Annotated in this window: 19 protein-coding genes; 15 read left to right on the plus strand and 4 right to left on the minus strand. The window is 30.0% G+C overall.

The window, feature by feature from the left end:
- The first annotated feature begins 26 nt into the window (after window positions 1-26).
- The 15 genes from OA85_RS02020 to OA85_RS02090 all read left to right on the plus strand — a co-directional run bounded on the left by OA85_RS02020 (window position 27) and on the right by OA85_RS02090 (window position 16530).
- Entirely contained in the window at window positions 27-890 is an 864-nt protein-coding gene (locus OA85_RS02020) for a hypothetical protein (protein WP_039107837.1), read from the plus strand.
- Complete coding sequence (locus OA85_RS02025; protein WP_039107838.1) at window positions 874-1533, plus strand: hypothetical protein; 660 nt, start codon at window positions 874-876, stop codon at window positions 1531-1533. The genes OA85_RS02020 and OA85_RS02025 overlap by 17 nt, the downstream gene beginning before the upstream one ends.
- Before the next feature lie 115 nt (window positions 1534-1648).
- Complete coding sequence (locus OA85_RS02030; RefSeq protein WP_039107840.1) at window positions 1649-2320, plus strand: hypothetical protein; 672 nt, start codon at window positions 1649-1651, stop codon at window positions 2318-2320.
- Window positions 2321-2451: 131 nt separating this feature from the next.
- On the plus strand, window positions 2452-2853 hold the full coding sequence (locus OA85_RS02035) for a hypothetical protein (RefSeq protein ID WP_039107841.1): 402 nt from the start codon (window positions 2452-2454) through the stop codon (window positions 2851-2853).
- Between the two features lie 39 nt (window positions 2854-2892).
- Window positions 2893-3135 (plus strand): hypothetical protein, encoded by a 243-nt coding sequence (locus tag OA85_RS02040; protein ID WP_039107843.1) that lies wholly within the window; start codon window positions 2893-2895, stop codon window positions 3133-3135.
- Between the two features lie 3 nt (window positions 3136-3138).
- Window positions 3139-3411 carry a helix-turn-helix transcriptional regulator gene (locus tag OA85_RS02045; RefSeq protein ID WP_039107845.1) on the plus strand — a complete coding sequence of 91 codons (273 nt, stop codon included), beginning with the start codon at window positions 3139-3141 and terminating at the stop codon, window positions 3409-3411.
- Window positions 3412-3414: 3 nt separating this feature from the next.
- On the plus strand, window positions 3415-4644 hold the full coding sequence (locus OA85_RS02050) for a DNA cytosine methyltransferase (RefSeq protein WP_039107846.1): 1230 nt from the start codon (window positions 3415-3417) through the stop codon (window positions 4642-4644).
- The gene (locus OA85_RS02055; RefSeq protein ID WP_039107847.1) at window positions 4641-5147 is read left to right on the plus strand and encodes a hypothetical protein; all 507 of its coding nucleotides are present in this window, start codon (window positions 4641-4643) and stop codon (window positions 5145-5147) included. Before OA85_RS02050 ends, OA85_RS02055 begins: the two co-directional genes overlap by 4 nt.
- Before the next feature lie 10 nt (window positions 5148-5157).
- Window positions 5158-7287 carry a sensor histidine kinase gene (locus tag OA85_RS02060; RefSeq protein WP_039107848.1) on the plus strand — a complete coding sequence of 710 codons (2130 nt, stop codon included), beginning with the start codon at window positions 5158-5160 and terminating at the stop codon, window positions 7285-7287.
- A complete protein-coding gene (locus tag OA85_RS02065) occupies window positions 7288-8376 on the plus strand; it encodes a response regulator (RefSeq protein ID WP_039107849.1) in 1089 nt (362 codons plus the stop codon). It begins immediately after the preceding gene.
- 69 nt (window positions 8377-8445) lie between these two features.
- Window positions 8446-9915 (plus strand): ATP-binding protein, encoded by a 1470-nt coding sequence (locus tag OA85_RS02070; protein ID WP_039107850.1) that lies wholly within the window; start codon window positions 8446-8448, stop codon window positions 9913-9915.
- Window positions 9912-12734 (plus strand): Z1 domain-containing protein, encoded by a 2823-nt coding sequence (locus tag OA85_RS02075; protein ID WP_039107851.1) that lies wholly within the window; start codon window positions 9912-9914, stop codon window positions 12732-12734. Before OA85_RS02070 ends, OA85_RS02075 begins: the two co-directional genes overlap by 4 nt.
- Window positions 12735-12736: 2 nt before the next feature.
- Entirely contained in the window at window positions 12737-13708 is a 972-nt protein-coding gene (locus tag OA85_RS02080) for a PD-(D/E)XK motif protein (protein ID WP_039107852.1), read from the plus strand.
- Entirely contained in the window at window positions 13708-16095 is a 2388-nt protein-coding gene (locus tag OA85_RS02085; RefSeq protein WP_039107853.1) for an AIPR family protein, read from the plus strand. The genes OA85_RS02080 and OA85_RS02085 overlap by 1 nt, the downstream gene beginning before the upstream one ends.
- Window positions 16096-16107: 12 nt before the next feature.
- On the plus strand, window positions 16108-16530 hold the full coding sequence (locus OA85_RS02090) for a very short patch repair endonuclease (RefSeq protein WP_039107854.1): 423 nt from the start codon (window positions 16108-16110) through the stop codon (window positions 16528-16530).
- A 55-nt stretch (window positions 16531-16585) separates the two neighbouring features.
- Here the strand turns inward: OA85_RS02090 and OA85_RS02095 are convergent, their stop codons facing one another.
- The 4 genes from OA85_RS02095 to OA85_RS02110 form a co-directional block, all read right to left on the minus strand.
- Window positions 16586-16864 carry a hypothetical protein gene (locus OA85_RS02095; RefSeq protein ID WP_039107855.1) on the minus strand — a complete coding sequence of 93 codons (279 nt, stop codon included), beginning with the start codon at window positions 16862-16864 and terminating at the stop codon, window positions 16586-16588.
- Between the two features lie 32 nt (window positions 16865-16896).
- The gene (locus tag OA85_RS02100) at window positions 16897-17721 is read right to left on the minus strand and encodes a hypothetical protein (RefSeq protein WP_039107856.1); all 825 of its coding nucleotides are present in this window, start codon (window positions 17719-17721) and stop codon (window positions 16897-16899) included.
- Between the two features lie 153 nt (window positions 17722-17874).
- Complete coding sequence (locus OA85_RS02105) at window positions 17875-19731, minus strand: tetratricopeptide repeat protein (protein ID WP_039107857.1); 1857 nt, start codon at window positions 19729-19731, stop codon at window positions 17875-17877.
- 8 nt (window positions 19732-19739) lie between these two features.
- Window positions 19740-20132, minus strand: coding sequence for a hypothetical protein (locus tag OA85_RS02110; protein WP_039107858.1), 393 nt, complete (start codon window positions 20130-20132; stop codon window positions 19740-19742).
- Window positions 20133-20463 lie beyond the last annotated feature (331 nt).

Here is a 20463-nt window from a genome sequence, read left to right on the forward strand (position 1 = left end):
TTCACCACTCACTTTTCACTAAAAAAATGAACTACATCAAACACCTCACCGGTTTTTTCAATAAAATCAATTATGAAACCAACCTAAATCCGACGCATATTTCACTCTATTTGGCACTTTTCCAATGTTGGAACGTAAACCGGTTCAAGAATCCAACAGGCATTTCTCGGGAAGAAATTATGAAAGCCAGCAAGATCAATTCTAAAGCAACGTATCATAAATGCATGAAAGAGTTAGAACTTTTGGGGTTTATGATATACAACCCAACATTCAATCCCCACTCCTGCTCTAACATAATCATGATCAATTTCTCTGAAGAAGTAAAAATTTCTTCAAAAACACCACAACCAACCCATTCAAGAAATGAACCCGTTTACAATTTTAGTAAATCAAAAAATGAACAAGTCATTGAACAGGTAAATGAACAGGTCTATATATATAATAAAAAACAAACAGTTAAAAATAATTTAAACAATACAAAAATAGATATAGAAAAAATTTCAAGAGATGTACCAGTTCAAAATTTGAATCCATTAATAACTCCAAAAGAAAAAATAATAAAAGAAAAAAGTTCCGCAAAAAACGAAAAATCAATTGAACTCGATTTATTTTTTGAAACCACAGTACCTACACTCGAAATGATACTGGAATACTTCTCTTTCAAGGAAAGTTCTCAAATAGAAGCCAATAAGTTTTTCAATTACTACTCTAGCATCGGTTGGTTAATAGGCGGAAAAACAAAAATGAAAGATTGGAAAGCAGCAGCTAGAAACTGGATGCTCAACACAGTCAAGTTTGCTGCTAACACCCCAAAATCCGATTACAATTCCCAACCAAAACCGATGCACCTGCACACGGCAACTCAAAAAAACTATGACGAACCATTGTAAATCCGTCCGTGAAACCTTCGTGGTCTACAAAGGTTTCAAAGTATATAATTTCCAAAAATGCTTGGAATATTTAGAAAACCAAGGAAAAACAACCTATGGAAGATCGTTTCATATCAGCGAAATGGATCACCCTACCATCTACAAATTGTTGATTTATATGATAAAAGATGAGAAATCAGCTATGAACCAAAATATTGACTTATCAAAAGGCATTTTAGTATCAGGTTCTATTGGTTGCGGAAAAACATCCCTAATGAACTTAGTGCGACCTTTTGCTTATCATTCATCCGAGTACAAAATCAAAACATGTAGGGAAGTCTCGTTTGAATTTGCTAAAAATGGATTTGAGGCCATCAACTGCTACACGCTAAAACAAGCCAGTCAATCGAAACTAACCGGTTATTGCTTTGACGATTTGGGTGCCGAACAGCAAATAAAACACTTCGGAAATGATTGTAACGTCATGGCTGAGGTACTTATCAGCCGGTACGAACAATTTGTCGAAAACAAATCTGTCACGCACATTACCACCAACCTTTCCGCCTCCGAAATCGAAAACAACTACGGCAACCGCCTCCGTTCCAGAATGCGACAAATGTTCAATTTGATAACATTTGATAGTAGAACAAAAGACAAACGATAAAGTCATTGCGAGGATCTTCGAGACACGAAGCAAACCAATCTCATCACTTTGAGTAAAAATTCTATCGAAAGCAACTTTAACCTTTTCAAACCTTAAACTTTAAACTTTCCTCACCATGAAAAAAATCAACACCTTCTGGAACTGGTTCCAGGACAACAATCAAACCATCAAAAACCTCATCAACGAAACCCCTACAAACCAAAAACACATAAGCTTTTGGATAAACAAAAACCTGAGTTACTATTGCAAAGAGATTGAATTTATGATTGTCTTTCCAAAAAATGGAAATACAAAATCCGAACTCATAATAACTGCCAACGGAAACCCGGAATACTTTAACCAGGTAATTGATTTAGTCGACAATGCGCCACAATTAAAGAATTGGAAATTCACCGCTTTCATCCAACCAACCGAGAGAATTGATGAAATTATAAATGGTCTTGACGATCCATATATCTTTCATGAGATTACATTAAAAGCCAGCGAACTCACTTTTTTACCTCTTGAGTATCATGAAAAATCAAATAAGTTCGACATTGTAGTTTTTTTAAAAAACTATAATTTGTATTGCGATACAAAGACGCTTCATCAAGCAATTTTCATCATCATGCAAGACATTGTGGGAGAAAAGTCGCTATACCAAAACATCAATTTTGTTCAACTGGCACAAATACCGGAAAACAAGGAGGGATTGATTCAATTGTACGATTTTCAATTATTTCTAGACAATCTAAACGGTGTGGAATTAAATAATTATTTTCTCAAAATGTGGAAAACCGTAAAATGAACTAAAAAACAAAGTCTATTTTCGTCCATAAAAATTATTTAAAATTTGTTCAATATATTGCACTAAATAACATTGTATTAATTATATTTGTTATATGCTTAATAAGCAAGTCTAATTATAAAGGATTAATTATGAAGTCAATTAAAAAAGGAAATATTGTTAAATTCCATACACCGTTACCAGAAGAAAATCCAAATCAGTTATATGTAGTTTTGGAAGTTATTGAAGATAACGAAAGACCTAGAGCTGATATACAAGCATTAAATACGGCACTTTCTTTTCCTCCAATCAATACTGTGCGCCTTAGTGATTTAGAAGAGGTAGAAGTCGACACTAATTACTTAATTGGACATAAAGTAACAATCAATAAATCCGACTATTCGCAAGTAGAAGGAAGAGTGATCAAAGTTAGTGAACAAAAAATAGAAGTTAATCTTTCTAATGGAGTTAATGGAGTAGAAACAAATGTTTGGCTTACGGTTGTTGATGATAACGGAGTGCAACATTTAGGAACCTTATTCGTAAATCCTTAGTAAATAATTTAATGCTTAACTAAATAAACCGGAATTATCATGAATACATTCATAAATGAAGAAGAAAAACTAAAGCATCCATACTATAAACTAATGGAACTTAGAGGTGATGTGTTAGAAAGCGAGTTAAATACTTGGTCCAGATTAGATTTAATAGAATGGCTATGCTGGAATGACCGAAATGGAGTATATAGAGATGAACAGTCTTTACAGGAATTTGATAACATTTTGAGTAAAGAAGAAGCAATTGAAATTATTACAAGACAAATTACAGAAGCATAATAAATGAGTAATACAAAATCTCAAATTACAGATTTAAAAATGGAGAATTATCTTCATGATTGTCGTTTGAAAATGGGTGAAAACATTCGTGAAATCAGAGAAAAGAGAGGTTACAGTCAAGATGAATTAGCAGCGATAATGGAAGTAAATCGTTCTACTATCTCTAAAATTGAAAACGGAAAATTTAGTTTTAGCATAGATTATCTTTCCAAGTTTTCATGGTTTTTAGATTTCGATCTTTCAGTAGTTGATAATAAAGATATAAAATTAAAATAAATAATGGCATTAAATTATATTGATTTATTTGCAGGTGCAGGTGGGTTGTCAGAAGGATTTAAAAGAGCTGGATTTAATCCAATAGCTCATGTTGAGATGAACAGTCACGCTTGTAATACCATAAAAACAAGAATGGCCTATTATCATTTGAAAGATAATAATCAGGAAAATATTTACCTAGAATATTTAAAACAAAATATTGATCAAAAACAATTTTGGGAAAGTGTTCCAAATGAAGTTTTAAATACAGTTATCAATACTGAGATTTCAGATGATACTATTAAAGAAATTTTCAATAAAATTGATTCTCATAAGGATAGTAAAAATGTCGATTTAATTATTGGGGGGCCTCCATGTCAAGCTTACTCTATAGTTGGAAGAGCCAGAGATCCAAAAGGCATGGCTGATGATCCAAGAAATCATTTATACCTTCATTATGTTAAGTTTCTTAAAAAATATAAGCCGAAAATGTTTGTATTTGAAAATGTTCCCGGAATTTTATCCGCAAAGAATGGAGAATTCCTAGAGAAAATAAAGGAAGCCATTGATGAGGCGGGCTACATAGTAGAACACAAAACATTGACTTCAAAAGATTTTGGTGTACTTCAAAATCGTAGAAGAGTAATTTTAATTGGTTGGAAAAAAAATAAAAATTTAAAGTACCCAACATTTGAAAATTTTCCTATGCAGGGAGAAATCATGAAAGATTTATTTTATGATTTACCAAAATTAAAGCCAGGAGAAGAAAAAGTACCAGCCAGTTATACCAAACCAATTAATGAGTACTTAAACCTTTCTAAAATCAGAAATGGAATTGATTTTACAACCCAACATGTAGCTCGGAATCATAATGAACGAGATTTAGAAATATACCGAACAGCTATTGATTTATGGGTAAATAAAGGGAAAAGATTGAGTTATGCTGATTTACCTTCAGAACTAAAGACACATAAAAACGAAACTGCTTTTTTAAACAGATTTCAGGTTGTTGATCCAAAAGGTGTTTGTCATACTGTTGTGGCTCACATCTGTGCGGACGGACATTATTACATCTATCCAGATTTAAAACAAGTACGTTCAATTTCAGTTCGTGAAGCTGCCAGAATTCAATCATTTCCAGATGATTTCTTTTTTGAAGGTGGAAGAACTGCAGCGTTTAAACAAATAGGTAATGCCGTACCACCACTAATGGCAGAAGGAATTGCTAATAAAATAAAAGAAATGATTAAATGATAAATTGGCAATATTATCCAAAGAGAAAAGAAATACCAAATCATTTGAAAGATGTAGTTGATATTTTTGTTTTAAAACAAAGTGTCATTTCTTCCCATGATTTTACATTAAATAGTAATGAAGTTTTAGAAAATGTTTCATTAAATCTTTTAGAATTAAATTATCAAGTTGAAGTTTCAAAAAAAGCAATTGATAAAATAAAGGTACCTGTGCTTTTTGGAATGAATGGAAAGCTGGAAAAATATTTTGATGCGGATGCCTATAATGAAGACTTAAAAACAGTTATTGAAGTTGAAGCAGGTAGAGCAGTAACAAACTATCAATTTCTAAAAGATTTATTTCAGGCTTGTATGATGCATGAAGTAGATTTTTTAGTTATTGCGGTCCGAAATACATATCGAACAAACAAAGATTTTCAAAGTGTTATAACCTTTTTTGATACATTACAAGCGTCAGGTAGATTAATTCTACCATTAAAAGGAATATTAATAATTGGTTATTAAAATATAAAAAATGAGTAAAACACCAATTCAAAATGGGGAATCATCATTAAGACCGAAAGCTAGATTAATAAAAACTATAGGTGAAGATTTGATTAGTAACAATGTAGTTGCTATAATTGAATTAGTAAAGAATAGCTATGATGCAAATAGTCCTATAGTTGTTGTTGAATTTAAAGGAGTAATTGATAAAGTTTTCGAAGGAAAAAAAGAAAAAAGAGTTATCAAAAAGGAATTTTCAAAACTTATTATTCTTGATGAAGGAGACGGAATGGATCTAAACATAATTGAAAATGTATGGATGGAGCCGGCTACTAATTTTAAAAAAAAATCTGAAAATGAAAATAAGCAAAGAAGATTTACCGGTGAAAAGGGAATTGGAAGGTTTGCCTCAGCAAAACTAGCTAGTAAATTAGATATTTACACAAGAAAGAAAGATGACAATGAGATAATTGTAAATTTTAATTGGGATGATTTCTCAGATGAGGAAAAATATTTAGAAGATATTAAAACTAAGTGGTTTGTAAGAGAACCAAAAGCTATTTCAACAAATGGAACGATTCTCGAATTAAGCGAGTTAAGCAATTCTTGGGATGAAAATCAAATTAGAGAATTAAGAGTTTCATTATCAAGATTATTGAGCCCAATATCACCAATAGAGGACTTTTTAATAGAGTTGAGATTACCTGATGGCCTAGAAGACTTAAGTGGTTTGATTGAAAGACCCGAAACTCTAAATAGACCTGATTATTTTATAAAAGGTTCTATATCTGATAAAGGAATGCCTGAAATAGTTTACTTCAGTAAAAAAAATAATGAAACAATTCCATTAAGCTTGTCAATTGAAGAGTTTAATTTAAGAAATCCTAATAGACTTCCTGTTACTGGTCCATTTCAGTTTGAATTTAAAGTATGGAACAGAGATAGTGATTCAATAAAAAGTTTAGCAAATGATATTGATTCAACAGTTAAGAACGTCAAAGGGGATTTAGATGATTTAGCAGGAATTAGTATTTATAGAGATAATTTTAGAGTTATTCCATATGGAAATAAAAATAATGATTGGTTAAACTTAAATATTAGAAGAGTTAATAATCCGACAATGAGATTAAGTAACAATCAAATTGTTGGATATGTTTCTATTGGGCTTGATACTAATCCAGAATTAAAAGATCAAAGCAACAGAGAAGGTATTGTTGATAGTCAATCATTTGTTGATCTTAAAGAATTTATTGTTTTAATTTTAAATGAAGTTGAAATTAGGAGATACAGTGAGAGACCGAGAGAAAATGACGATGTTAATAAGGGTACAGAAAGTCTTTTCGATAGATTCTCTTTAAAAGAAGTTTTGGTTTATTTAAATGAAAAATTGCCTGAAAACAAAGAGGTACTTGATTTAATTCAACAAAAGGAAATTGAAATTAATGAAGGAGTAAAAAAAGTTCAAGAAATTATATCCAGATATAGAAGACTTACAACTTTAGGACAGTTAATAGATGTCATACTTCATGATGGTGGAAATTATTTAGGTAAAATTGATATTCAAGCAAATCTCATTAAACGTCAACTTAAAAATTCAACGATTAATTTTGACGCTATTGAATCAAATGCAGATAAAATAATAAAAATAAGAGAGGATTTTGCACAATTATTTAAACGAATAGAACCTTTTGGTGGAAGAAAAAGAGGAAGACCAAAACTAATAATTGTTGAGGATATTATTTATAATCAATTTTCTCTAGCTCATAGAGACTTGAAGAAACTTAATATTAATTACAAGTTACCAAGCACTAAAAATTCCGTTACAATTGATGAAGCTGAATTAGGAATAATTTTAATGAATTTGATTCAAAATTCAATTTATTGGTTAGAGTCTGTCAATCATGAAAGAAATATTTTTGTTGATGTAGAAAGAAATTTAGATTCTCTTTCTATAATTTTTAGTGATAATGGCCCGGGGATTAAAGAAGGCACTGAGTTATCTGTTTTTGATCCTTATTTTAGCACGAAACCTGATGGAATTGGTCTAGGCTTAACTATAGTTGGTGAATTAGTTTCTGAATATAATGGTGATTTTTATTTATTAAATAATGGTCCGCTCGAAGGTGCAAATTTTAAAATAACTTTTAAACATAGGATATAAATGAATTTAAGAATCTTATTTGTAGATGACGAAGAAATCGTTAACGAATTAGTTGAATTTTTTAATGGATCTCAAATTAATAACTATACAATTGAAGCAGTTCCTGAAAATTCATTCGATAGTGGATTAGAAAGAATCAGAAAAGAAGATTTTGATTTAGTTGTGTTAGATTTATGCAAGGGAAAAGCTTCCGCGGAGGCAGAACAAGAAGGATTAGGTATATTAAAAGATATCCAAGAAAGGACTTTTATTCCTATTGTTTTTCATACTGCTGTTTCACATAAAATTGAAAGTTTAAAATCTCATGTTGTTGGTGTTACGGACAAAAAAGATGGAGTTGAAAATTTAAAAAATGAAATAGAGCGATTAATCAATTCAAATATAGTTAGTCTAAAAGATAAAGTTCATTCTCTAGTGGAAATAGAATTTAAAAAATATTTTTGGGATACCATACATAATCAAAGAGAAATATTTAATAATGAAGATGAAGAAAAATCATTAGGATATTTAATATTAAGAAGATTATCTGCTTCTTTATCTAAAGATAATATTAGGAATTTAGTTGGTGATGAAAGACTTAATCACAATGTACTTCCTATGGAATTTTATATTTATCCAGTAGAAACAGTGAAAGAATTTGAAGCTGGTGATATTATAAGATATAATCATAAAATATATGTATTATTAACTCCAGATTGTGATTATGTCGAGAGATTTAAAAATACAACAAGTCAGGGCAGAAAAGCAGAAAGAATATTGTTAGCAGAAGTAAAAAATATAAATACAAACAAAATTTATACTGATTATATTGCTAATAAAAATTCTAATAATTTAGATAAATTAAATAGACTGCTATCAAATAATCAATCCGAAAGAAATTTTTATTTACCTAAAACACCTTTTATTGATAATTCAATTATTGATTTCCAAGAGAAGATAATGGTAAATTATGAAGAGCTTGATAAATCTTTAAGATTTACAAAATTGGACACTCCATATGCTCAGTCTATGATTACAAATTTTATCAGATATTATAACCGAATAGGATTTCCTGATATTGATAAAGAATATGTAATATCTCAACTTTAATATTTAATTAATTTTTTAAAAATTAGAAAACACTATTAGAATCATTCTTAAAATAAAAATGATAATTTAATGCACCAATACAAAGCCGAAAACGCCAAACCAAATCCAAAATCTACAATCAATTCTTATAGAAGTTTTGGATATAATTTATCCACGGCAATAGCAGATATTGTTGATAATAGTATCTCAGCTAATGCAAATCGAATAACTATAGATTATTTATGGAAAGGTAAAGATTCATTCATTTCAATTCTTGATAATGGTAAAGGAATGAATTTAGAAGAGTTGATTATTGCAATGACACCTGGAAGCAAAGATCCGGAAGACTTGAGGGATGAAAAAGACTTAGGTAGATTCGGTATGGGTTTAAAGACTGCTTCTTTTTCCCAATGCAAAAGACTGACAGTTGTTACAAAAAAAGAAGGTTTCAATACGATAAAACGATGCTGGGATATTGACTTTATTAATCAGGAGGAAGAATGGACTTTATTGGATTTTATTTCTGACGAATCCTATTTAAAAAAAGTAGATGAATTATCAAGTGGAACTCTTATAATTTGGGAATCTCTAGATCGTATTATAGGAAATGCTAATGAAGAAAATGAATCAGTAAAAAACGCATTTTACCAAGAAATGATAACGGTTAAAGAACATCTTGGTCTTGTTTTTCATAAATTTATAGAAAGCAAAAAAATTAAGCTGATTTCAAATACTTATGAAATTGATCCTTGGAATCCGTTCCTTTTAAATTTAAATCCAAAACCTGAAATGGGGCAAACAGAATTACTTCTTAATAATGTTGAAGTAACCTATTTCATACTGCCACACATGTCAAAAATCAGCACTGAAGATTATGAAAAATCGGGTGGTCCTTTAGGTTGGTACCAGCAACAAGGTTTTTATGTTTACAGAGGGGATAGATTATTGGTTTCAGGAGATTGGTTAGGAATAGAAAAGAAAAGGGAATATTCAAAATTAGCAAGAATAGCGATAAACTTTCCCAATGCAAATGATTTCGACTGGAATTTAGATATAAAAAAATCTACAGCAATACCTCCTATTGAGATTAGAAAGGAATTATCCAGAATAGCAAAAATTGCAGTTATGAAGTCTGCTAAAATTTACAATTGGAGAGGCCAGAAAACAATTTCTAATGAAAATGGAAATGCTTCATTTGAAAGCTTATGGAAAGACGAAACCAATAGAGAAGGAATTAAAAAATATAAAATAAACAAAAAACACCCGATAATAAAGCAGCTGTTGGAATCAGATAATACAAATAAATTATTTTCTAAAGCTTTGAAATTACTAGAAGAAAATATTCCAGTAGAGTTAATTTTATATAATCAAAACGAAGACCCTTCATTTCATGAATTGGAAAAAATCACAGAAAAACCAAGTGATGATTTAATTAAATTGGCAGTAGAATTATTTGAAATATATAAATCCCAAGGGATCCCGGAATCATTATCACGTCAACAAATAATGAACGCAACACCATTTAATTTTTTCCCTTTAATCAATGATTATTTAAAATGAACGATATAAAACATTCCGCAAGAGCAATTGCACATACGCTACTAAATCACGAAAAAACAAATGGTAAATTAACAGAGGATATAATTAAACAAATTATTGAAAAGGTTTCCATAATAAACATTGACCCAACTCAACCAATTGATAAGGACGATTTATTTGAAATATTAATGGCGGACTTCAGTATTGGTAAGGGATCAATAACAATGTTATCTGAAGATATAGAGCCATGGGTAAAAGAAAATAAAGTAAATATAAATTGGGAACTCTGGCACAGATATAAATCCTATATGGCTGAAAAAGATCCTTCTTTTCCGGTCAATGATTTGGATGATTTTACTGATAAAATTTTAGATAAATGTGTCAATCCTAAAATAGAAGGTTCATGGGATAGAAGAGGAATGGTTGTCGGACACGTTCAGTCTGGTAAAACATCAAACTATGTAGGCCTTATAAATAAAGCAACTGATGCCGGATACAAGGTAATTATTGTTATTGCAGGTACAATTAGCTCTTTAAGAAGACAAACCCAAGAAAGAATAGATGAAGGTTATATTGGTAGAAGTAGTTCTGCTTTCATAAATAATAATGGGGAAAATAGAATTATAGGAGCCGGTAAATATAAAGTGGGAACAGATATTTATTCCTTATCTTCTTCTTATTATAAAACAGGTGATGAAGGTGATTTTAATCAGGCAATTGCCAATAGATTGAATATACCAATTGGGAAAAATCCTGTCGTTTTTGTGATCAAAAAAAACAAAGGAATTCTGGAAAATTTAATTGACTGGTTTTCTAAAAACGATAATATTAAAACAATTGACGGTCACCCTAAATTATTTGATGTACCGGTTTTAATAATTGATGATGAAGCAGATGCAGCTTCCGTTAATGCTTCAAAAGATATAAATGACGTCAAAACAATCAATAAATTGATTCGAACATTATTAAATGTTTTTGATCAAAATACTTTTATCGGATATACTGCAACCCCGTATGCTAACCTATTTATTTCTCAGGAATATAATAATGAATTAAAAACAGTAGTAAAAGGAAAAGAATATTTAATTGGGGATGATTTATTTCCTAGGGATTTCATAATAAACATTAAAGCTGCAAAAAATTATATTGGAGCTGCAAAGGTTTTTGGGTTAGAAGATCCAGTAACCGGAATAATTAATGAGCCGCTTGACGTTTTTAGAAAAATTGATGACTATGACCCACCTTTTTTTACAACTATAAATAAAAACAACAAAGATGATCTGCCGGAATACTTACCGGAAAGTTTAGAGTTGGCTATAAAGTCATTTATTCTAACATGTACAATCCGTAGATTAAGAGGTCATGATAAAAAGCATAATTCAATGTTAGTTCACGTCGCTTTATATGTAAAATGGATTGATCGAGTTGCATTATTGGTAAATGAAAAAATCAGAGAATTTAAAAATAAAATCGAAAGTAATGATCCGAAATTCATTCAGGAATTAAAAGAATTATTTGAAAATGATTACGAACCGACCACGATAAGCACTCTAGAAAATCTGGACTATACTGATGTAAGAATAAAGAATCACCTTTGGGAAGATGTAAGATCGGAATTAAAAAACGCAGTATCTAAAATTGATGTGAGGTCAGTTCATGGAACAAGATCTACAACCAACTTGGAATATCATAACATAGAAGAAATTGACTATGGCAGATATGAAAATGGCTTGTCTGTTATTGCAGTTGGAGGAAGCAGACTTGCTAGGGGAATTACCTTAGAAGGCCTTTCTGTTAGTTATTATTTAAGAACTACTAAAATGTATGATTCCTTAATGCAAATGGGAAGATGGTTTGGATATAGACCAGGTTATGTTGATTTATGCAGGCTTTTTACAACAGAACAAATTTATGAGTGGTTTAATCATATTACTATGGCCACAGAAGAAATGAGAAATGATTTTGATGAAATGACAATAACTCATCAAAGACCCAAAGATTTTAGATTAAAAGTTCGGAATCATCATGGGTTAATGACAGTAACCAGTGTAGCTAAATTATATTGGGCACAAAACATTACAATTTCATTTTCCGGTTCGAATCCACAAACTTACCTGCTTTTAAAAGATAAGAAGTCGGTATCTAATAATTTCAGTTCGTTTTCAACTTTATTTAAAAGACTTGGCAAGCCAACTGAATTAATAGAAAAAAGAAAAAAAATAAGATACGTTCTGTATAAAGATGTTGATACTGAACTTCTAAATGAATTTATAAATAATTATAAAATTAATATTCCATCAATAAATAATGAAGTAATTACTGAGTATATAAAACAACAGAAATCAAAAAACAACATTAAAGAATGGAATGTCTGTATTGTATCGAATACAGATTCAGAGGTTTATCTATATGATCAGATACAAGGAAAAACACCAAATAAAGATTCGAGAAAACCATGGCCGGCTAAGAAATATTCAATAGAATTAGGCATTGATTTAATTGAATTATCTTGTAGCGTAAGAAATCAAACTGAACCTCACGAATTATATAAAATCACTAAAAACCAGATTGATGATACCGTTGACAGACAGGTAGATTTATTGGAAAATGGAGTTGGTACAATCAAGGAAAGAAGAGCCGCTGAGAAAAAAGGATTATTATTGTTATATGCTCTTGACGAACGTGGAACTTCAAATGTTGATTTTGGAGTGCCTATAATAGGTTATAGTCTGCATTTTCCAAAAATTGACGATGAAGTTAAAGTATCATATATGGCGATTACAAAAGATGATTTTGAAAATGAGCCAATGGAAGATGATGATAATCCTGAAAACGAATAATTATGATAGATATTAAATCCATTTGGGCAAATCAAACCCCAACAGATGAAATTATAATTAAAACCAGAATTGAAGATATTCCTCAGTTTAAATGTTATGCAGCAACAAACCATAAGACCGGTAACCATTTATTCATTCTGGAAATTTCTAAAAATGCTGTTTTACCCGAATTTAAAAATTTTAAATTTAAGGGACTTCTGATACATACTTTTGATTTTAATGATTCAAAAGAGTTGAATATCTATCTTTTAGACAATCAGCTGAAGGACATCTTTAGTTTGTTTATTGAAAATATTCTGGAAGAGGTATTAGATTGTGTTACCGAAAATGAGGCACTAATTGAAACTTCAAATGTTGTATTAAAATGGAAAAAATTATTTGATAAGATAAATTTTCAGGGGCTTACTTTAGAAAGTCAGAAAGGATTAATTGGAGAACTTTTATTATTCAATTCCTTTTTAGACGAGAATCATCCAATTGACAACCTCCTTGAAAGTTGGACAGGTCCGGATTATGAGGACAAAGATTTTTTATTTGGATCTAAAGGGATAGAAGTAAAATTCACATCTTCAAAAACCCCAAAAATAAGAATTACAAGTGAAAGACAATTAGATGCACAGAATTTATCTCATTTGTATTTAATTCTATATGTTGCCGAACAAGTTAAGGACAGAGGGTTTTCACTTAACTCAATAATTGAACAAATTCGGAATAAAATAACAGGCAATCACAATGCGCTGAAATTCTTTAATGAAAGATTAATATTGGTTGGCTACTTTGATGAGGATTTTGAAAATTATAATGGTCAATACGCTCTCAAAAAGAATTATAAATATTTAGTAGAGAATGATTTCCCAAAAATAGTTTCGTCGGACTTAGCATCAGGAGTTTATAATGCGTCATATTATATTGAGCTGTCTGCCATAGAGCCTTTTGTTGTAAATGTTGAATCAGTTATTGAATTAGTAAACTAATGGAAAGAGGATTAAAAAATTATATAGAATCTGTTCAGTCTGATGTAGCAGCTTTGGTTTATTCAGATGGCGATGGTGCCAGTTTTGAAGACAAATATACCGAACATTGCATTGAAATATTAGACAGTATAGGTAAATCAGAAGGAGCGAGAGTTTTATCATTTATTCATCCGGATTCTCAGGGAAGAATAGACTGGAAGATGAATGGATATTGTCTGAGAGATGAATTCAGGGATGATGATAATAAAGTTTATTTTGAAACTTTGGATCTTTTTATAACTAATTTTAATCATACTTCATATAATTATAATATTCCAAAAGAAGATTTTACTAAAAATATAAATCAAATAAAAAAATTTTTAAATGCGGCTTTAAAAGGACATATCGATTATATTGATCCGGCACAAACTGAATTGAATGCACTTTTAAAAATTATTATAAAGCAAAAATCCAACTTTGACAGAGTTAATATCTATTTTTTAATTAATGGTAATTCCAATCATGATTTAGAGAAAACAACAATCAAAGGGTATGAAAATTTAGATGTTTTTATTCATGTTTGGGATATTCCGAGATTTTATAAATTGAGTGAGTCTACAAGCAATAGAGAACCCATAGAAATTGAATTTAAAGATTTAATAACAGTGAGTAGTCATGGAATTCAATGTTTAAAAGTTCCTGATTTAAATGAATTATATGAATGTTATTTGGCAATTATTCCTGGTGATGTACTTTCAAAATTATATAAAGAATATTCTAATGAATTATTAGAAAGTAACGTTCGCGCTTTTTTAGGACAAACAGGAAAATATAATAAAGGAATACGGGATACAATTCGGGATAAGCCACAGATGTTTTTACCTTACAATAATGGAATAACTGCAACTGCTGAAAATGTAGAAACTATAATTGTTGAGAATCAATTATACCTGACGAAGTTGAATGACTTTCAAATTGTAAATGGTGGTCAGACAACGGCATCATTATTTCATACTCAAAAAAAATATAAAGATGCGGACTTAGGGAAGGTATTTGTTCAGATGAAATTAACTGTAATTAAAGATATTGAGCAAAAAAACATAGAAGTGCCAAATATTGCGAGATATGCAAATAGTCAAAATAAAGTTTCTGAATTAGATTTGTCATCAAATAATCCATATTTTGTTCAGATTGAATCATTATCAAGAAAGAAATATGTGGTTAATCCTGATAATAAAAGCCAGTCTACGTTATGGTATTTTGAACGAGTTAATGGTCAATATAGAGAATCGTTAAATAAATTAGCAACAGCTGCGCAACAAAGGAAGTTTAAAGAGCAGAACCCTACTAATCAAAAATTCTTAAAATCGGATGTTGCAAAATTTATTAATCTTTCAGAACTGGAGCCTTACTTTGTGTCACAAGGAGCGCAAAAGAACTTTATTCATTATACAAAAAAAATAAATGAATTGGTTAAGAGAAATAAATTGCCAGGGGAGAATTTTTATAAAAAATTAATCGCAAACGCAGTATTATTTAAATCAGTTGATAAATTATTTGGTAGAAAAAACATAGATGCAATTGGTGATACGAATCTAAAATCATTTACGGTAGCCTATACCTTATCATATTTTTATTATCTGACAGATAATCGTTTAGACTTATGGAAAATATATGAGGATCAAAAAATCCCAACTGCGTTAGAAGAAGTTTATAGAAAACTAATTGTTTTTGTATACAATCATCTGGTAAAATCATCAAATAACTCTCTGATTTCTGAATATGCCAAAAAAGAATCTAGCTGGAAATTACTAAAAGAACAAACTTACAATCTTGATTTAAAAGTAATTAAATCTCTTTTGATCGAAGAAAGTGAAGTTTCGAAAAGAGAGATTGAAACTGATATTTTAGAGAATAAATCAGAAAATAATTTAATGGATATTGTCAAGATAATGAGCTTTGGCAATAAGTTTTGGGATGGCTTATCAAAATATTCTTTAACGGATGATTTTTTAAATCCTTTTTCAACAGATATTTGGGAAATTTCAAATAAAGTTAAAAAAGCTAAAAATTTAAATTCAAGAGATATTTCATTAGGTAATAAAGTCTTAAAAATTATTGAAGAGAATAATATTGATATAGAAATTATTAAGGAAATGTCAAATGAAATTGAAAAAGAAATAATTGATATAAAAGCAGTTTACGATAGATTAAAATTAATTAGTAAAAATGACTGGAATAAAATATTTGATATTGGTGAGCAAACAAAAATTTATGATGCACTTGAATTATCAAACTTAAAATCAGTTTTTAAATCTATCATTAAAGACGAAATAATAAAAGAAATAAACCTTATAAAAGCTTTAGAGTCTGTGAAAAAAGTTTCTAAATTTGGTTTACATTTTTAATATCTAATTGTTATGGATGTTCATACTCCATCCCAACGCTCCAAAAACATGCGTGCCATTAAAAGCACCGGAACCAAAGACGAGATCCGTCTGGCAAAAGCGTTATGGCATTTAGGGTATCGATACAGAAAGAACAACAAAACCATTTTTGGTAAACCCGACCTTACTTTTAAAAAATACAAAATTGCAATTTTCGTCGATAGTGAGTTCTTCCACGGCAAAGATTGGGAAACCCAAAAAAACCGTATTAAAAGCAATCAGGAATTTTGGTATAAGAAAATAGAAAGGAATATTCAAAGAGACATTGAAGTCAACAGCTACCTAACAGCCCAAGGCTGGAAAATAATTCGTTTTTGGAGTAAAGAAATAAAGAAAGAGCTGGAAATGTGTATTATGGAAATTCAAAAAGCAATTCATAAAAATATAAAGGAATAGAGCTTTCTAATATAAAGTGTTTTCAGTTTTTTCCATTAATTCGACGATCAAATAATTACTTATTCCCGCATAATTTTTTAAATTCATCTCTTACATCTTCAAAAGTTGGCGCACCTATATCTGATATTTTTTTATAGGAATCTATTCCATTATCTGTTGCCATTGCGCTCCAAAAATACTGTTCAACCTTTTCTGCACTTACTTGATCATTTAATCTCATTCTAGTTGCATTTACTTTTCGCTTGATTGTTACGTCAGCATTAGGGTTCGTTTCAACAGGAACCAATACATTTTCTTCTAAGAATCTAATTAGTTCTTCTTTCGTAGCATTCATATATTTTTATATTATCGATTCGGATGCCTCATTTATAGATTTAAATATTCTAAAAGTTTGGCAATAAATTGTTGTGGCGCACCATCTTCATTGTATGAATCAATAATCTTTGTTAAATTACCAGTCAAAGAGATGCCATTTAAGACATATTTTCCAAGTTTGTCAAGTAAAGATTTTGCTTCTTTTTTATCTCCAGATTTTAAAGCAAGTAAGACTTCGTTAATTGCATTTTTAACATCGTCTAAATCTGTAGCTTCAAGAGTTTTATTTATAATCTTTAAATCGTCGTTTGTAATTGCGTCAATTTTCAGAAATTCAGTATCAATAATTACATCAAAAAAATCATCAGCAGTTATGCTCTCATTTTGAGGGAAGTTTTCATCAGTAACTTTTCTCGCAATGCATTTAAAACCAAAACAAACATTTTGATGGATATTAAAAATTATTGCACTTCGTTTTGCTATCCTATTATATAAAATTTGAAATTGTCCTTGTGCATTTGCTACAAATTGCCCTTGCAGACCAATTGGAATTACGGGTTTATCTTTAAATTTTAAAACGGTTGGTATGTAATTTTCCGGAAATAATATTCCAATTGTAAATCCTTCTGGGACAGCATAATCATCAGCGAATGTGATTTCATTCTCTCGAACATAAATTTTTGTTTCTGGTTGCGGAGGATGACTTTGTATTTTTATGTCTTCACTTAACACTACGAAAGGGAAAATAACTGAATCAGATTCAATTTGCGTTCTTCTATTTTCAAATGTCCATTGTAAATAATCTGATTTAATAAGATGAAATTTCGCATTACCATCTTGCTCTAGCTTTTGTATTAAAAGAAATTTTGTGAACATTTAATGTATTTTGTTGTTTTTAGCTACGATTTTTAAAAGGTTTTCGCTAACGTCCGGTGGCGTGCCTCAGTGGCGTGAATGTCAACGAGCTATCGCAAATATAAAACAAACTTTTAGTTATCAGCGAGAATTAAGCCATTAGCTGCTGCTCTTTTATTTCATTATCATTTTCGTCATTTTGTTAGAGTCTGGAAATTGCTCAGCTCTTGTCAAAGCATTTATTGCAGAAGCTGTATGTGAATGATTCTCGCCAAAGATTTCAGTATAAATTTCAATAGCTTTTTTAAGATGAAAAATTGCAGATTCTTGTTCTCCTTTAAAAAAGTAACAAGTTCCTATGTTATAATATGCAGCAGCTTCACTTGGTCTTATCCCGATTTCTTTTGCAATTTCAAGTCCATTCTTTGAATGCTTAAAACAATTTTCATAATCTTTAATTTGTAAACAAAAATTCGATAAATTATGAAGTGACATACACTCACCTCGTCTATCACCAATTTGTCTCGTTACTTTTATACTTTCCATTACAAAATTAACAGCCTTATCAATGTTTCCTTTTTGAAAAAATGCTATTCCTAAACTGGTCAGCATACTTCCTTCAGATTGTTTACTTCCTGTAACAAGTGCAATAACTAAACCTTTTTGAAGAATTTTGATTGCGTTGTCATAATCTTCAATTTGATTATATACAGTAGCTAAATTACCTAAAGAAGAACACAAACTATCTGATTCGTTTTTTTCGGCTAGTGATACAGCCTTATTGAGAGATTCAATTGCATTGTCGAATTCTCTCAAATTTCTATAGATGTTTCCTAATGCCTGTAATTGAGATATTTCACCTTGAATATTAACAATTTCTCTACAAGCCTTTACAGATTCTTCCAAACATTTTTTAGCATCAGTAAATTTGCCAATGGCATTTAATGCCATCCCAATATTCCCGAGTTGTGCATAGAAAAACACGAGGTTATTTTCTTTTTGTGCAATAGATAAACCTTGTTCCCATAATTTAATGGAAAGACTATATTCGCCAATGTCGTAAAATAGTCTTGCTGAAATTTGATTTTTCATTCCAGAAGAATACACTGCGGCTTCTTGTAACCACTTGTCAATATTTTCTTTCCAAGAAATTTCAAATCGTTTTAATTCGTAAGGTTTTGAAAAAGTGCTTTTCCATATTTGCTTTGTGAATTCATCAGTATGAAAATAAATTCGTTTTCCAATGTAATCTTGAAATGGATTTTTGAAGTCTTTCAATGAAATATCTTCACTTTTAATTTCTGTATCAGATGAATGATGTTCTAGAAATGTGATTTGACTTTTATTATCAGCCACAGATTCAATTATTGGTGATATGTCAAATAAGTCAGAGCAGCTATAGCCGAAAATAAGTAAATTTGGATTGATTGTACTTGAAAAAAAAGATGAGATAAGATTACTTTTATGCTGGTTTATAGTTCTTCTTGCGACTAATTCCAACGTAATTGCCATTTCTTTCGTGTTTGAAATACAGCCGTGAATTTTTATTATCTTGATGATGTCACTTTGCCATTCAATATTTTCAAATTCTTTTTCTGTCGAAAAAACTTGGTAATTTGTACCTTCTGTTAAGCCTATTTTAATCAATGATCTTTCAATTAGAGTGTCGAAGTTGGTAGTCAAAACAGTTTTTACATAACCTAAATTCAATAGTTCTGCAATTAGGTCGTGATTTGTATTTGGTTCTCCTTTCGAAAATATTTCCAAAATATCGTCAACACTTGCTTCTTCTGTCAAAGTTTGAATAAATGCTTCAAATGGTAAATTTGATTGTAAAAGTTTATCGGCATCAATATTATTTACTTCAATTAATTTAAGAATATATTTCAACAAGTCGTTTACTAATGGAAGTCCCGAGTTAAATGAAATTCCAGCTCCACAGAATATAGCAGTTTCTTTGAGCTTTAAATTCTCACATACAGTCGAAATTGTCTTTTCGATTTCTTCGTTATTTTGATTTGAAAATGCCAACCAGTTTCTTATTTATTAGGTTGAGCAAATTCTATTCTGTAATATTCGCCTTTACTTTGCCCAAGCAAAACATTAAATCCACCATCATCTGAACTATAAGTGAATTCTTCTGGTATGTTATCAAGATCAATAGTTTCTTCGTCCAGTTCTTCAAAAACCTGATTTAAAGCCGTTAAAAATTCAGTAATTATTCCGTTTGGAACATACAAAGCAATACTTTTCCAGCCTCCATAATCGGAGTTTTGCCAATATTCATATCTAGAAAAAAAATAATTATGTACATCCTTCCCATCTATTAGAATTAAACCATTTTTGTTGCTTTCTTCAAAATCAAGATTGAATAAATTTCTATTAATTCCTGTTTTTTCAGATAGACTGTCAACTAATTCTTCGTATTCCATAATTTGAGTTTTGATTTAAAAGATAATGTTCTGGGAAATTGGCTATAACATTTCTATATCATCAAATATATACAACTTATTAAAAGGTTTGGAAAAAATATTTTAATCTTTTTCTTATATTTTCGAGTAACTATAGTAAAAAAAAAAAAAACCGCTAGCGCGGATTTGCAATCCGTGCCTTGCTCGCTTGTATCAATATTTAGTATCTTAAATACCGAAACGATAAACCTCTTTTATCATAATAAACCTTATTGGTTTATTATGCAATTTCAAGTTTACTAAACAAGGGCAATCCTTACCCTCAAAAACAATACAAGAGTAATTTTCATGT

It is taken from the genome of Flavobacterium sp. AED, from assembly GCF_000812945.1.
Lineage (GTDB): Bacteria > Bacteroidota > Bacteroidia > Flavobacteriales > Flavobacteriaceae > Flavobacterium.